Origin of the sequence: Bacillus sp. SIMBA_154 (genome assembly GCF_046536015.1) — a bacterium.
GTDB lineage: Bacteria > Bacillota > Bacilli > Bacillales > Bacillaceae > Bacillus > Bacillus pumilus_P.
On sequence record NZ_JAWJBV010000001.1, the window covers coordinates 161,831 to 176,687 of the forward strand.

Consider the following 14,857-nt stretch of genomic DNA (forward strand, 5'->3'; position numbering starts at 1 on the left):
GCACCATCATGATCAATGAGAAACGCTTACTAGACGAATTTTTAGAACTTGTACAGGTTGATTCGGAAACAAAACACGAAGAAAAAATTGTTGAAGTATTAAAAGAAAAATTCACGCAGCTTGGTCTTAAAGTGGTTGAAGACGATTCAAAAGCGACAACTGGCCACGGTGCAGGTAATCTGATCTGCACACTGGAAGGTAATCAAAAGGCGGATACGATCTATTTCACTTCTCATATGGACACTGTTGTTCCAGGGAATGGCGTAAAACCAGTCATTGAAGACGGATATGTGAAAACAGATGGAACAACCATTCTTGGTGCTGACGATAAAACAGGACTTGCTGCTATGTTTGAAGCCATCCGCGTGCTGAAAGAGAAGAATTTGCCTCATGGTACGATTGAATTTGTCATCACGGCAGGTGAGGAATCAGGACTTGTTGGAGCAAAAGCGTTAGATCCAAAACGAATGACAGCGAAATATGGCTATGCTCTTGATTCAGATGGAAAGGTCGGTACGATTATCGTGGCTGCGCCAACACAGGCAAAAGTACGCGCAACCATTTATGGAAAAACAGCTCACGCAGGTGTAGCACCTGAAAAAGGCGTGTCTGCGATTACGATTGCATCAAAAGCGATTGCCAGCATGCCGCTTGGCCGCATTGATGAAGAAACAACGGCGAATATCGGCCGTTTTGAAGGCGGAACGCAAACGAATATTGTCTGCGATCAAGTCGATATTCTTGCTGAGGCACGCTCTTTAGAACCTGCAAAAATGGAAACACAAGTAGCAAAGATGAAAGAAGCCTTTGAAAAAACCGCTAAAGAAATGGGCGGAAGTGCCGATGTACAAATTGACATCATGTATCCAGGCTTCAAATTCTCTCACGGCGATCAAGTCGTAGAAGTGGCGAAAAAAGCGGCTGCGAAAATTGGCCGTCCTTCAGAACTACAGACAAGCGGTGGAGGCAGTGATGCAAACGTCATTGCCGGGAACGGCGTCCCAACCGTCAACCTAGCTGTTGGATATGAAGATATTCATACGAAAAATGAGAAAATGCCGATTGAAGAATTAGTCAAAACAGCTGAAATGGTTCTCGCCATTATCGAAGAAACGACAAATCCATCGTAAAGGCAGGAGACTCTGTGAGCACGCAAAAGATCATTATTTTCCAGGTGGGACAAGAGGATTTTGGCATCAGTGTAGAGCATATTCGGTCGATTGAGAAGGTCCCTTATTTACAAGAAGTATCGAACCTTCCAAAAGAGATTAAAGGACTCATGTCATTAAGAGGAGAGGTTATTCCAGTCAGCGACACAGGTGTGATGCTTCACGGAAAGTCTCTTGATGTGAACGAACAGTCCAAGGTTTTACTATTTGAATTAAACGATCAAATGATTGGCTGCCTTGTCTCAGATGCAAAAGATATCATTGATATCGAGCTAAGCGAGATCAAGCCATTTCATATGAACACAAAAGCATCTGAATATTTCTTCGGCGTTGTGGAGAGAGAGAACAAGATGATTTTACAAGTCGACCCAAGTAAGTTTCTTGGGAAAATTGAGGACCTCGATCAATTGCCAGAGCGAATGAAAGAAGAATTGGCTTAAAGAAAAGCCCCTTATCAAAGGATAAGGGGCCTATTTTTATTCAGCAGCGGGCTTGACTTGATCGTTTGCCTCAGCTTTCGTTTTTGACTTTTGGTACATCACATTTAAAATAATCGTCTGAATCGTGAGTAATAGTCCGCTTGTCATCCAGTATAAAGGAAGAGCAGCAGGGGCATTGATTGAAATAAATAGCATCATGATAGGAAAAATCATGCCCATGATTTTGGCCTGCTTGAGCGCAGCCTCTGTTTGGGTGCCTGATTGCTTCGCATATCTTTGCGTGACATAAAATTGTAAGAAATACATAGCGCCTGCAAAGATCGCTACGAATACATCAGTTTGTCCTAAGTTAAACCATAAGAACGAATGCGTTGCGATCTCTGGTGTTGAGCGGATAGCCGAGTAAAAGCCGAGAACAATTGGAATTTGAATCAGCATAGGCAGACAGCCCATCGCCAGCGGGTTCACGTTGTTCTCTTTGTAAATATTCATCATTTCCATTTGCAGTTCTTTTTGTTTCTCAGGTTCTTTCGTTTTCTTCAATTTGCTTTGTATTTGGTCAATCTGAGGTTTGATCAATGCCATTTTCTCCTGCATGACTTTTTGTTTCTTAAATTGATTCGCAAAAAGCGGGAAAATGAGCAGGCGTACAATGAGTGTTACAAACATAATGGATAAGCCATAATCATCATGAAAGAAGTTCGCAAGCCAAATGATCAACTCAGAAAAAGGCTGGACAAAATAATGATGGAAAAACCCATCAGAGCTCGTATTCGTTTGCGCACTTGCCGCAAATGCAGGTGAGGCAATCATCATTAAACATAAAGTCGTACAAATAGTCAATAAACGTTTCAATTCGTTTCCTCCTCATTTTTTAAAAAATTAATTAGAGAGAGGAAGCGAATGGTCTTCATCATCATTTGATGATCTTTTCATTCGAATGACTTTACTAATCCAAGTTGTAATGCGATCATATATGATAAACAGAAAGTCTGTTCGATTCAAGCAAGATGCGTCCAACTCTTCCAAACGATGTCCACCAAGGTGCTCGTTCATTCGGCAATCTTTTAATAAAAACGCAATGCCGATGGCCGTCAGTGCTGGAAGAATAATCGTAAAGAATTCAACAAGGAAAAAGACTTCATTGAATGTATCAATAATCATGATTATCACATCCATTTCATTACTCACAGTGTACTATACACATTGTTAAATGTCTAACAGAACCACGTGTTTGTTTCATTGAATAAAAATCCTTATTTTAACTAAAATGGTAATTGTCATCCAAACTTCATAATTCCTATCTTATAATTAAGTGGAATAGAAGAAATGGAGGTTTTGAAATATGACAAGCATTTACCCTAAATTTCGAGCAGCTGCGGTACAAGCAGCACCCATCTATTTAAATTTGGAGGCAACAGTTGACAAATCATGTGAAATGATTGACGAGGCAGCTTCAAATGGTGCAAAGCTTGTGGCATTCCCAGAAGCATTTTTGCCTGGTTATCCTTGGTTTGCTTTTATTGGTCATCCAGAATATACAAGAAAGTTCTATCATGAATTGTATAAAAACGCAGTGGAAATCCCCAGCTTAGCCATTCAAAAAATAAGTGAGGCAGCGAAAAGAAATGAAACGTACGTTTGTATATCGTGCAGTGAAAAAGATGGAGGCTCTCTCTATTTAGCACAGCTTTGGTTTAATCCAAATGGAGATTTAATAGGAAAACATCGAAAAATGAGAGCTTCTGTAGCAGAAAGACTCATTTGGGGTGATGGAAGCGGAAGTATGATGCCGGTTTTTCAAACGGAGATTGGAAATCTTGGTGGGTTGATGTGTTGGGAGCATCAAGTGCCGTTAGATCTTATGGCGATGAATGCTCAAAATGAACAGGTACATGTTGCATCTTGGCCAGGCTATTTTGATGATGAAATTTCAAGCAGATATTATGCCATCGCGACACAGACATTTGTGCTGATGACTTCATCTATCTATACTGAGGAAATGAAAGAGAAAATTTGTTTAACACAGGAGCAAAGAGATTACTTTGAAACATTTAAGAGTGGGCATACGTGCATTTACGGTCCGGATGGAGAACCGATCAGTGATATGGTTCCAGCTGAAACAGAGGGGATTGCTTACGCTGAAATTGATGTGGAAAGAGTGATTGATTTTAAATATTATATTGATCCGGCTGGACACTACTCTAATCAAAGTTTGAGTATGAATTTTAATCAACAGCCCACGCCGGTTGTTAAACATTTCTACCATAGTCAAAATGAAGTGTTAACATATGAGGATATTCAATATCAAAATGGTATACTTGAAGAAAAAGTTTAAATGAACGTGGAGCCTTCTCTTTCTTAGGAGAAGGTTTTTTTTGAGGAAAGGTGAATCAAATCAATGTATAATTGAGTATAAAAGGGAATCTGTAATGATTGATTCATTCTGAACTGATTCAAAATATAGGTAGACAAGAGAATGGGGTTATGCCAATGTCAAATATTATTTTTCACATAGACATGAATGCTTTTTATGCCAATGTAGAAATGGCGTATGACTCTTCTCTGAGAGGGAAACCTTTAGCCATTAGCGGAAATGCGAAAGAGCGTAAAGGGATTGTTGTGACGTGCAGCTACGAGGCAAGGGCATTAGGTGTGAAGCCGCCGATGCCATTGTGGGAAGCGAAGCGGCTTTGTCCTGGACTGATTGTCCGTACGCCAAACTTTGACCGATATCGCAGCTCCTCACAAGAAATGTTTACGATACTAAGAGAATATAGCGATTTAGTTGAACCAGTATCGATTGATGAAGGCTATATTGATTTAACGCATACGCCATATGCCGAACATGCAGTGAAAACCGCTCATGATATTCAAACGAGGCTAGTAGAAGAGCTCATGCTTCCTTCAAGTATCGGCATTGCACCGAATAAATTTTTAGCCAAAATGGCGTCTAATTGGAAAAAGCCAATGGGTATCACCATTTTGCGTAAACGAGATGTCCCGCAAATGCTCTGGCCGCTGCCAGCAGGTGACATGCATGGTGTTGGGCAAAAAACGGCAGATAAATTGAAAACGATCGGAATTCATACCATTGAAGATTTAGCGAAAGCAAATGAGTATGCGTTAAAAGAATTGTTAGGTATCAATGGGCCGAGATTAAAACAAAAGGCGAATGGTGAGCATGACGGTATCGTTGATCCTGACAGGATATATGAATTTAAATCCGTCGGCAATTCTTCAACCCTTCCGCATGATTCTGACGATACAGATGAGCTCGTCACTTTAATCGAAAAACTGTCACAATCCGTGAGCGCAAGATTAAGGAGAAAAGAAGTGATGGCGAATCGGCTGCTCATTATGATTCGGTATGCTAGCTGGAAAAATATCACACGAAGCGTCATGCTCACGAATCCAACCGATCGAAAGGAAGATCTATTTGAGGCGGCAAAGCAGTTATTCCTTAAGCATTGGAATGACCAGCCAGTAAGGCTCTTAGGTGTGACGGGGACAGATCTTGTAGAACGAAAATCAGCCGTCAAGCAGCTTGATTTATTTTCTTATACAGAAGATGCAAAAGAAGAGCCGCTCCAATCCATTTTAGACGACCTCAAAGAAAAGTATGGAAAGCCATTGATTCAAAGAGGGATGACCATTAAGGAAAAAGAGAGCAAAACAAGCGGTACAAGTTTTAATAAAGACTTTTTTCAGGACGAAAGAGGAAATGACTAGCCTGAAAACTTGATAAAAGAGGTGATGTTGTGGTAATTTCAAAGGGTACATCATTTCAGCAGTAATCAATATAGTGTGTTAGAAGGGACGTCAGAATTATGTCAAAACAACAAATCGGTGTGGTTGGACTAGCCGTTATGGGGAAAAACCTTGCCCTTAATATTGAAAGCCGCGGTTTCTCCGTGTCTGTTTATAACAGATCTAGCAGCAAAACAGAAGAATTTCTTCAAGAATCAAAAGGGAAAAACGTTGTAGGCACATACAGCATCGAAGAATTTGTTCAGTCGCTTGAAACACCGCGTAAAATTCTTTTAATGGTGAAAGCTGGTGCAGCAACGGATGCAACCATTCAATCATTACTTCCTCACCTAGAGAAAGGTGACATTTTAATTGATGGTGGAAATACATATTACAAGGATACACAAAGACGTAATCAAGAGCTTGCGGAAAGTGGCATTCACTTCATTGGAACGGGTGTTTCTGGCGGTGAAGAAGGCGCACTAAAAGGCCCATCTATCATGCCTGGCGGTCAAAAAGAAGCGCATGAACTAGTGAAACCAATTTTAGAAGCGATCTCTGCAAAAGTAGACGGCGAGCCTTGTACAACGTATATCGGTCCAGATGGAGCAGGTCATTATGTCAAAATGGTCCATAACGGCATTGAGTACGGAGACATGCAATTGATCTCTGAGTCATACTTTATATTGAAGCATGTCGCTGGATTATCAGCACAAGAGCTTCATGAAGTATTCTCAGAGTGGAATAAAGGCGAGCTTGACAGCTACTTAATCGAAATTACAGCTGATATTTTCACAAAAGTGGATGAAGAAACAAACCAGCCGCTTGTGGATGTCATCTTAGATAAAGCTGGACAAAAAGGAACTGGAAAATGGACAAGCCAAAGCTCACTTGATCTAGGTGTCCCGCTTCCAATCATTACGGAGTCTGTTTTTGCGCGCTTTATTTCAGCGATGAAAGATGAGCGTGTTGAAGCAAGCAAATTAATCCAAGGCCCTGAGCCGACTCAATCAGCTGATGATAAACAAGCGCTGATCGAAGCTGTCAGAAAAGCTCTATTCATGAGTAAAATTTGTTCTTACGCTCAAGGTTTTGCGCAAATGAAAGCAGCATCTGATGAATATAACTGGGATTTAAAATACGGTGAAATTGCGATGATCTTCCGCGGTGGATGTATCATTCGTGCAGCCTTCTTACAACAAATTAAAGAAGCATATGACCGTAACCCTGAACTGAAAAACCTATTGCTTGATCCTTACTTCAAGGATATCGCCGAAAGCTATCAATCATCACTTCGTAAAGTCATTTCACTTGCTGTTGAACAAGGAGTTCCTGTTCCTTCATTCTCAAGTGCACTTGCTTACTTTGATAGCTATCGCACAGCTGTGCTTCCAGCGAACTTAATTCAAGCACAACGTGACTACTTCGGTGCACATACGTACGAGCGAACAGATAAAGAAGGCGTATTCCATACTGAATGGATGAAATAAGCATAAAGCGGCAGAAAACCTTACCTTAAACCTTACCTTTGGTAAGGTTTTTTTTGTGTTTTCATATTTTCGGCTAAAAATGCGAAAAAGAGGGATGCTATGTAAAAAAGAATGAAAGTAGGGATAGAAGTGGGCATTTTATATGCACTTCTCCCAGCGATATTTTGGGGAAGTATTGTTCTCATCAGTGTCAAACTTGGCGGGAATGCATACCAGCAAACACTTGGCATTACCCTTGGCGCCTTTTTATTTTCAATTGGCGCCTTTTTGATCAAAATGCCAGAGCTCACACCGCTTATTTTTGCGGTTTCAGTCATTTCAGGGATTTTTTGGAGTATTGGCCAAATGAATCAGCTCTCAAGTGTCGCCTTTCTCGGAGTGTCTAAGGCAGTTCCTTTATCAACGGGCATGCAGCTTGTGAGCACAACATTATTTGGCGTCATGGTCTTCAAAGAATGGCAAACGATGACGGTCATACTTATTGGTTCTTGTGCCATTTTACTGATCATTGCAGGCGTTGTGATGACATCACTCGGTCAAAAAAAGAATGGCGGGAATGGCGGAGGCAATTTTAAAAAAGGGATCATCATTTTACTCATTTCAACCGTTGGCTACGTCGGATATGTCGTCATTTTAAGATGGTTTGATATTGATGGATGGTCTGCCCTCGTCCCACAATCCGTCGGCATGCTGCTTTCATCCCTGGCCATTAGTCTAAAGCAAGATCCGTTTAGCAAATATACGTTCAGAAATATCATTGCAGGGCTTGTTTGGTCGACAGGAAATCTAGGGCTTCTTTTAGCCATTCCGCTAATTGGCGTAGCCGTGAGCTTTTCGATGTCACAGACAGGGATTGTCATCTCAACATTGGGCGGCATTTACTTATTAAAAGAGAAAGCATCTAAAACAAGCTTTGTGATTGCAGGCTGCTTGATGATCATTGCAGGCGGCGTGCTATTAGGCTTTACAAAATAGGAGGTTAAACGAATGTATCCAGATTTAGAAGGAAAAACAGTACTGATCACTGGAGCAGGTACAGGGATAGGTCAAGCGATGGCGCGCCGATTTGGACAAGAAAAAGCCAATGTGGTGATCAATTACTTCTCCGATAAAGAAAATCCGGATGACACCATTGCGGACATTCAAAAAAATGGCGGACAGGCTGTCAAAATCAAGGGAGATGTATCAAAGGAAGAAGATATGAGAGCGATGATCGAGAAAGCCGTTGATACGTACGGCAGTCTTGATGTCATGATCAATAACGCAGGAATAGAAAATGAAGTTCCTTCGACAGAAATGACGTTAGATAACTGGAATAAAGTGATGTCAACCAATTTAACAGGCATGTTTCTAGGCTGCCGTGATGCACTGAAGTATATGACGGATCATGGAATAGAAGGCTCAATCATTAATATGTCGTCGGTTCATCAGCAAATCCCATGGCCTCATTTCGTCCATTATGCAGCAAGTAAAGGAGGTGCCAAGCTTCTAACAGAAACGCTGGCACTAGAATATGCCCCTAAAAAAATCCGCATAAACAGCATTGCACCAGGAGCGATTGATACCCCAATTAATGCCGAGAAATTTGATGATCCAGCATTGAAAAAAGGAGTCATTGAACTGATTCCAATCGGCTATATCGGAAAGCCTGAAGAAGTGGCAGCATGCGCTGTCTGGCTTGCGTCAAAAGAGGCCAGCTATGTCACAGGATTGACGTTATATGTAGACGGCGGCATGACAAAGTACCCTGGGTTTCAAGCGGGAAAAGGATAAAGAGAGAGACAAAAAGCTAAAGCAAAGATCATTTTACCCTTTGTCAATCATCTGAAAAGAGTATACATAGATATGCTCTTTTTTTTATAAAATACAGACAAATAAAATGAAATGTCTAGACATTTAAAAATAAAAATATATAATATTATTTGGAAGCGCTTTTATTACAACAATGGGGTGAGAGAAATGAAACGTATTTTATTAGCATGCAGTTCAGGAATGTCTACGAGTTTACTAGTCACGAAGATGAAAGCCCATGCCGATTCGATTGGGGACGAAGCAGAGATTTGGGCAGTCGGGCAAGATCAAGCGAGAAAAGAAATGGCGAATGCGGATGTGGTGTTAATTGGACCGCAAATGAGCTTTTTAAAAGGCGACCTTCAAAAAGAAGCAAAAAAATACGGGATTGAGGTAGAGGTCATTGATATGCAGGCCTATGGGCTTGCAGATGGACAAAAAGCGTATGAACAAGCGGTTGCATTGATGGGGGAATCTTAAAGGATGGAAAAGAAAACGCTCGAAGGACTCACCGAGGAACAAGTCAGTTTTCAATTGATCTTACACAGCGGCAATGCACGAAGCAAATTGCTTCTATCTCTTAAACAATTTAGAGAAGGTCAAGAAGAAGAAGCGTTTGACCTCATGAAAGAAGCTGAAGAAGATTTGCGGAATGCACATGAAATCCATTTTCAGCTCGTACAGCAGGAGGCAAGCGGGAAAACCACATCATTCTCCTTACTGCTCATGCACGCTGAAGATCACTTAATGTCGACCATTACCATCAAGGAGCTTGTGGGAGAGCTCCTGCCGATATTCCAATCGCTAAAACAATAAAGGGTGTAAACAAGGGGGGAAACCAATGTTTGATAAAATAAGTGCCATTTTGGTTCCGATTGCTGGGAGATTGAACAACAACCGCTATTTAGGCGTATTACGGGATGCCTTTATGCTTGCGTTCCCGCTCACCATCTTTGGATCCATTATGGTTGTGTTAATGAATTTGCCATTTTTAGATAAAATCATGAGTCAAACAGCACTGGAAGGGTTTCAGTCTGCACTGAATATCGCGCCAAGTGCGACCATCAGCATTATGAGTGTGTTTGTTGTATTTGGGATTGGCTACTATTTATCGAAAAGCTATGAAGTGGAAGCTGTATTTGGCGGTGTCATCGCTTTAGCATCGTTTTTACTACTGACGCCATTTTTACTAGAACAAGAGGGCGCTGCTTCCATTGCAGGAGTGATCCCAGTCGACCGCTTAGGTGCAAAGGGTATGTTCCTTGGAATGATTACAGGCTTTTTATCAGCTGAGATTTATCGTTATTTTGTGCAAAAGAAATTCGTCATCAATATGCCTCAAGGGGTTCCACCAGCTGTTTCAAAGTCTTTTGCTGCACTGATTCCGGCTACCCTTACATTAACAGCCTTTTTGCTGATCAATATCATCATTACACAAGGCTTTCACACAAATATGCATGACCTGATTTATCATGCAGTTCAGGCCCCGCTTGTTGGTCTTGGAAGCGGTATCATTCCGACGCTGATCGCCGTTTTCTTTATACAAATTCTTTGGTTTTTTGGATTGCACGGTCAAATTATTATTAACTCTGTCATGGACCCGATTTGGAATACGTTGTCCATTCAAAACCTTGAAAGCTATACAAAAACAGGTGAGGTTCCTAACATCATCAGCAAGCAGTTTATCGAAATCTATACGGTTGGCATGGGTGGAACCGGTATGACGCTGGCTGTTGTGTTTACGATTTTAATTTTCCTGAAAAGTAAGCAATTAAAACAAGTCGCAAAGCTCGGCTTAGGACCAGGATTATTTAACGTCAATGAACCGATTATCTTCGGTTTACCAATTGTGATGAATCCGCTTATTTTGATTCCGTGGATTTTGGCGCCAATGGTCATTACATGTATTTCTTATTTTGCGATGGCAACAGGCATTGTACCGCCGCCGACAGGCGTGAATATTCCATGGACGGTGCCGATCTTTATTAGCGGGATCATGGCAACAAATTCATTAGCAGGCGGTCTGCTTCAGCTGTTTAATTTAATGATTGTGTTTGTCATTTGGTTCCCGTTCCTGAAGTTTATTGACCGTATGAATGTGAAGAATGAAAAAATAACCACAACGGAAAAAACGAAGACAACAAACATCAAAGGCGAAGGAGACTCAATACATGTCGATGGAAAATAACAAGCAATCATATACATTTCCAGAAGGTTTCTGGTGGGGTTCTTCTGCCTCTGCCACGCAAACAGAAGGCAGTGTCCTTGGAGATGGAAAGGGACCGAACATTTGGGATCACTGGTTTGAAAAAGAGCCGACACGTTTTTTTAATGGTGTAGGGCCGAGCGTGACATCTCAATTTTACCGAAAGTATAAAGAGGATATCCGCCTTATGAAAGAAATTGGCCACAATTCGTTTCGGCTATCAATTTCATGGTCACGCCTTTTACCTGAAGGAAAAGGAGCGGTCAATGAGGAAGCTGTGTCTTTTTACAATGATGTGATCAATGAACTCATTGCACACGATATCGAACCGTTTGTGAACCTTTACCATTTTGATATGCCAATGGCGCTGCAGGAGAAGGGCGGATGGGTGAACAGGCAGGTGGTAGACGATTATGTCAGCTATGCGGCATTGTGCTTTCAGTTATTTGGGGACCGGGTGAAAAAATGGTTTACCCATAACGAACCGATTGTTCCTGTAGAGGGCGGATATATGTATAGCTTTCATTATCCAAACGAAGTCGATTTCCAAAAGGCAGTGCAAGTCGGTTTTCATGAAATTTTATCAAACGCTAAGGCAATTGCGGCTTACAAAGAGATGCAGCAGGACGGGAAAATCGGCATCATCCTGAATCTCACCCCTTCGTATCCGCGAAGCCAGAATCCTCGGGATGTAGAAGCAGCTGAGATGGCTGACACTTTCTTTAACCGATCCTTCCTAGACCCTGCGGTCAAAGGACACTTCCCTGAAAAACTAGTAGAAGTGTTAAAGAAAGAAGGTTTTATGCCTCGTATGGAGGAAGGAGACCTCGCGCTCATTCAAGAGAATACGATTGATCTTCTCGGTATCAACTATTATCAGCCAAGAAGAGTGAAAGCAAAGGAGCATATGCCGCATCCTCAAGCACCATTTATGCCAGACCATTACTTTGATTCTTTTGATATGCCAGGAAGAAAAATGAATGTGTATCGAGGCTGGGAAATCTATGAAAAAGGCATTTACGATATATTGAAAAAAGTCCAAAAAGACTATGATAATATTGAATGCTTTATTTCTGAAAATGGAATGGGTGTCGAAGGAGAAGAGCGGTTTAAGGATGAGGAAGGCATGATTCATGACGATTACCGCATTGACTTTATTTCTGAGCATCTCAAATGGGTGCATCAAGCCATTCAAGAAGGTAGCAATGTGAAAGGCTATCACCTGTGGACGTTTATGGATAACTGGTCATGGTCGAATGCGTATAAGAATCGTTATGGATTTGTCTCAGTTGACCTTCAAGAAGACGGGAAGCGAACCATTAAAAAAAGCGGATACTGGTTTCAATCTGTTTCAGAGAATAACGGTTTTTAATGAAGATACTTGCTCTTTTCTTTAAAAGGGCAAGTATTTTTCTTATGGCACGGTGCAGAGAATCAAACAAAAATCGCTGGAAGCTTTTAAGCTCACTAGGCTTAGTGTAGAATGAGAGGAAGGCTAAAAAACGCCATAAAGAAAGCGCTATAATATGATATGAAAAAACAAGTCAGTTGGTGGTGTGAGATGAAAAAGTACGAACTCATTTCAGAAGAAATCAGAAAACGAATAGGAACAGCATATTATCCAGAAGATCAACCCATTCCAGATGAAAACTCGCTTGCCGCTGAATTTCAATGTAGCAGAATGACGATGAAGCGTGCGCTCGATCTTCTCGTGGCAGAAGGTCTGCTCTTTAGAAAAAGAGGTCACGGCACATTTATTGTGAAGGCAGCGCTAAATCAAGGTGCAATCAACGTCTCAGGCCATGAAAATAAAGGATTCACGAAAGTCATGGCAGATAAAAACGTGACGAGCCAAATCATTCGCTTTGATGTACATTTCCCAAGTGAAGAGGTGGCAGCCCACCTATCGATTGACTCAAGCACACCCGTTTATGACATCATCCGTCTCCGCCTTGTGGATGAAGAACCTTATGTATTAGAAAAAACGTTTATGCCAGTAAATGTGATTAAGGGAATAGATGAAGAGGTTCTGCTGGGTTCTATCTATGACTACATATCAAAGAAACTTCATTTGAAAGTGGCAGGGGCGCACAAGAAAATAAGGGCGGCAAAATCAGATCAGCTTGATCAGCAGTATTTAGGCTGTGATCCAAGTGATCCGGTGCTTGAAGTCGAGCAGGTTGCTTATTTAAACACAGGCCGGCCTTTTGAATACTCCTTTAGCCATCATCGCTATGATAAATTTGACTTTTCAACTGTTGAAATTACGAAAACAGGACGATAAAAAAAGAGCAGAACCCTTAGGGAGACTGCTCTTTTTTCGTATCGTTTTTATATATTCCACCAATGATACCCGTCTTTCTCTAGAAGCTGATCCGCTTCTTTCGGTCCCATAGAACCAGCAGGGTAATTTGGTTTTAAGGTTTTATTTTCTGCCCATTTCTCAGAAATTGGATCAACAAAGTTCCAAGAAAGTGCCACTTCATCCCAGTGAGCGAAGTTTGTAGCATCGCCCAATAAGCAGTCATGAATCAGCTTTTCGTATGCTTCTGGTGTATTCATGATGTCATTATAGTTCGTTTGGTAGTCGAGCTTAATTGGTTTCGCATACGTTCCGCCATCAAGCTTACGAGCGTTCAGGTGAAGGGTAATGCCTTCATCTGGCTGAATGTGAATAACGAGTAAGTTTGGATGCATAGAATTCCCGTTTCCATAGTACAGGTTCATTGGAATGTCTTTAAATTGAACCACGATTTGAGTGGATTTCTTTTCTAAACGTTTTCCTGTACGAATGTAAAATGGCACGCCAGCCCATCTAAAGTTATCGATCAGCAGCTTCCCTGCAACGAATGTTTCCGTATTAGAGTTCGGGTCAACATTTTGCTCTTCAAGATAGGAAGGAACCATGCTGCCATCAATCGTACCAGCATCATACTGCCCGCGGACAAAGAATTGATCGACCTCATCTTTAGAGAAAGGACGAAGAGCACGCAATGCTTTCCGTTTTTCGCTTCGGATTTCCTCTGTATTCAGCTTAATTGGAGGCTCCATTGCTAAAAGTGCAACCATCTGAAGCATATGGTTTTGGACCATGTCTCTTAGTGCACCAGAACTTTCGTAATATCGAGCCCGGTCTTCTACACCTAAAGATTCACTCGATGTAATTTGGATGTTTGAAATATAGCGGTTTGTCCAAAGTGGTTCGAAGATCGCATTCGCAAAACGGATGACCTCAATGTTTTGCACCATTTGTTTACCGAGATAGTGGTCAATACGATAAATTTGATCTTCTGTAAATGCATCACGAATTTCTTCATTTAACGTTTTGGCACTTGGCAGGTCATGTCCAAATGGTTTTTCAATGACAAGACGTGACCAGCCGGTTGTTTCTGATACGCCCTCACTCTTTAAGAACTTCGCAATCGTTCCAAAGAATTCCGGTGCCATGGCTAAATAGAACATACGGTTATTTGGGATACTGTACGTATCTTCAAGACCGGAAAGAAGCGTGTTGAGTGCCTGGTAGGAAGCAGGGCTTGATACGTCAAAATCATGATAATAGAAATGAGAAATGAATTCCTCTGTTTTCGCTTCTGCATCATCAGAAGGGACAGATTCTTTTACCACAGCTCTGAGGTCCTCATGAGACCACGGGCGGCGCCCGACACCTACAACGGCGAATTGATCTCCAAGCTTTCCGCTATGATAAAGTCTATGTATAGAAGGGTAGAGCTTGCGTTTGGCAAGATCTCCTGTTGCGCCAAAAATGACAATGACTGCTTTTGGATTGTTAGTTTCTGTATTCACGAAAAGTACCTCACTTTATTCGTAGCATTGTAGTAAAAACCGAGAATGTATGTACATTTTCTTTATTTTAAAGGTTCATTGTTCGTAAAGCAAACATTTGATTCGACTTTTTCTGCTCTAGTTTGACTTTTTTCAAAAATTCCGCTGAATTCACATTTACCTTGTCTTCATGTATTCTATATGAATGAAGATATTGTATACCGG

At 41.3% G+C, this 14,857-nt stretch carries 15 protein-coding genes; 12 read left to right on the forward strand and 3 right to left on the reverse strand.

Annotated features, from left to right (window positions below; all coding sequences use genetic code 11):
- The first annotated feature begins 8 nt into the window (after positions 1–8).
- Both R0K30_RS00930 and R0K30_RS00935 read left to right on the forward strand, forming a co-directional pair.
- Positions 9–1,130, forward strand: a complete 1,122-nt coding sequence (locus R0K30_RS00930) for a tripeptidase T (protein ID WP_410608613.1) — start codon at positions 9–11, stop codon at positions 1,128–1,130.
- A gap of 14 nt (positions 1,131–1,144) precedes the next feature.
- The gene (locus tag R0K30_RS00935) at positions 1,145–1,609 is read left to right on the forward strand and encodes a chemotaxis protein CheW (RefSeq protein ID WP_099726712.1); all 465 of its coding nucleotides are present in this window, start codon (positions 1,145–1,147) and stop codon (positions 1,607–1,609) included.
- A 36-nt stretch (positions 1,610–1,645) separates the two neighbouring features.
- Here the strand turns inward: R0K30_RS00935 and R0K30_RS00940 are convergent, their stop codons facing one another.
- Both R0K30_RS00940 and R0K30_RS00945 read right to left on the reverse strand, forming a co-directional pair.
- Positions 1,646–2,464, reverse strand: coding sequence for a membrane protein insertase YidC (locus tag R0K30_RS00940; RefSeq protein WP_230030365.1), 819 nt, complete (start codon positions 2,462–2,464; stop codon positions 1,646–1,648).
- 27 nt (positions 2,465–2,491) lie between these two features.
- Entirely contained in the window at positions 2,492–2,773 is a 282-nt protein-coding gene (locus R0K30_RS00945) for a hypothetical protein (protein WP_099726714.1), read from the reverse strand.
- A 181-nt stretch (positions 2,774–2,954) separates the two neighbouring features.
- Here R0K30_RS00945 and R0K30_RS00950 point away from each other — a divergent pair, with 181 nt between their 5' ends.
- The 10 genes from R0K30_RS00950 to R0K30_RS00995 all read left to right on the forward strand — a co-directional run bounded on the left by R0K30_RS00950 (position 2,955) and on the right by R0K30_RS00995 (position 13,130).
- Positions 2,955–3,947, forward strand: a complete 993-nt coding sequence (locus R0K30_RS00950; RefSeq protein WP_099726715.1) for a carbon-nitrogen hydrolase family protein — start codon at positions 2,955–2,957, stop codon at positions 3,945–3,947.
- A gap of 149 nt (positions 3,948–4,096) precedes the next feature.
- Positions 4,097–5,341 carry a DNA polymerase IV gene (locus R0K30_RS00955; protein WP_230030364.1) on the forward strand — a complete coding sequence of 415 codons (1,245 nt, stop codon included), beginning with the start codon at positions 4,097–4,099 and terminating at the stop codon, positions 5,339–5,341.
- A 98-nt stretch (positions 5,342–5,439) separates the two neighbouring features.
- A complete protein-coding gene (gndA, locus tag R0K30_RS00960; protein WP_099726717.1) occupies positions 5,440–6,849 on the forward strand; it encodes an NADP-dependent phosphogluconate dehydrogenase in 1,410 nt (469 codons plus the stop codon).
- A gap of 129 nt (positions 6,850–6,978) precedes the next feature.
- Positions 6,979–7,824: a GRP family sugar transporter gene (locus R0K30_RS00965; protein ID WP_180275492.1), complete on the forward strand. Its 846-nt coding sequence runs from the start codon at positions 6,979–6,981 to the stop codon at positions 7,822–7,824.
- Positions 7,825–7,836: 12 nt separating this feature from the next.
- Positions 7,837–8,622, forward strand: a complete 786-nt coding sequence (locus R0K30_RS00970; RefSeq protein WP_099726719.1) for a glucose 1-dehydrogenase — start codon at positions 7,837–7,839, stop codon at positions 8,620–8,622.
- 186 nt (positions 8,623–8,808) lie between these two features.
- The gene (locus R0K30_RS00975) at positions 8,809–9,120 is read left to right on the forward strand and encodes a PTS sugar transporter subunit IIB (protein WP_099726720.1); all 312 of its coding nucleotides are present in this window, start codon (positions 8,809–8,811) and stop codon (positions 9,118–9,120) included.
- 3 nt (positions 9,121–9,123) lie between these two features.
- A complete protein-coding gene (locus R0K30_RS00980) occupies positions 9,124–9,456 on the forward strand; it encodes a PTS sugar transporter subunit IIA (RefSeq protein WP_410608618.1) in 333 nt (110 codons plus the stop codon).
- Positions 9,457–9,481: 25 nt separating this feature from the next.
- Positions 9,482–10,828 carry a PTS cellobiose transporter subunit IIC gene (gene celB, locus R0K30_RS00985; protein ID WP_099726722.1) on the forward strand — a complete coding sequence of 449 codons (1,347 nt, stop codon included), beginning with the start codon at positions 9,482–9,484 and terminating at the stop codon, positions 10,826–10,828.
- Positions 10,812–12,218: a glycoside hydrolase family 1 protein gene (locus R0K30_RS00990; RefSeq protein ID WP_099726723.1), complete on the forward strand. Its 1,407-nt coding sequence runs from the start codon at positions 10,812–10,814 to the stop codon at positions 12,216–12,218. The genes celB and R0K30_RS00990 overlap by 17 nt, the downstream gene beginning before the upstream one ends.
- Before the next feature lie 189 nt (positions 12,219–12,407).
- Positions 12,408–13,130, forward strand: a complete 723-nt coding sequence (locus R0K30_RS00995) for a GntR family transcriptional regulator (protein ID WP_099726724.1) — start codon at positions 12,408–12,410, stop codon at positions 13,128–13,130.
- 47 nt (positions 13,131–13,177) lie between these two features.
- Here the strand turns inward: R0K30_RS00995 and zwf are convergent, their stop codons facing one another.
- Positions 13,178–14,653 carry a glucose-6-phosphate dehydrogenase gene (gene zwf, locus R0K30_RS01000; protein WP_099726725.1) on the reverse strand — a complete coding sequence of 492 codons (1,476 nt, stop codon included), beginning with the start codon at positions 14,651–14,653 and terminating at the stop codon, positions 13,178–13,180.
- Positions 14,654–14,857 lie beyond the last annotated feature (204 nt).

Coding starts and splice junctions, on each gene's coding strand:
- R0K30_RS00930 (WP_410608613.1), top strand. CDS start 9: ATGATCAATGAGAAACGCTTACTAGACGAATTTTTAGAACTTGTACAG.
- R0K30_RS00980 (WP_410608618.1), top strand. CDS start 9,124: ATGGAAAAGAAAACGCTCGAAGGACTCACCGAGGAACAAGTCAGTTTT.
- R0K30_RS00990 (WP_099726723.1), top strand. CDS start 10,812: ATGTCGATGGAAAATAACAAGCAATCATATACATTTCCAGAAGGTTTC.
- R0K30_RS00975 (WP_099726720.1), top strand. CDS start 8,809: ATGAAACGTATTTTATTAGCATGCAGTTCAGGAATGTCTACGAGTTTA.
- R0K30_RS00995 (WP_099726724.1), top strand. CDS start 12,408: ATGAAAAAGTACGAACTCATTTCAGAAGAAATCAGAAAACGAATAGGA.
- R0K30_RS00945 (WP_099726714.1), bottom strand. CDS start 2,773: ATGATTATTGATACATTCAATGAAGTCTTTTTCCTTGTTGAATTCTTT.
- R0K30_RS00955 (WP_230030364.1), top strand. CDS start 4,097: ATGCCAATGTCAAATATTATTTTTCACATAGACATGAATGCTTTTTAT.
- R0K30_RS00950 (WP_099726715.1), top strand. CDS start 2,955: ATGACAAGCATTTACCCTAAATTTCGAGCAGCTGCGGTACAAGCAGCA.
- R0K30_RS00970 (WP_099726719.1), top strand. CDS start 7,837: ATGTATCCAGATTTAGAAGGAAAAACAGTACTGATCACTGGAGCAGGT.
- celB (WP_099726722.1), top strand. CDS start 9,482: ATGTTTGATAAAATAAGTGCCATTTTGGTTCCGATTGCTGGGAGATTG.
- gndA (WP_099726717.1), top strand. CDS start 5,440: ATGTCAAAACAACAAATCGGTGTGGTTGGACTAGCCGTTATGGGGAAA.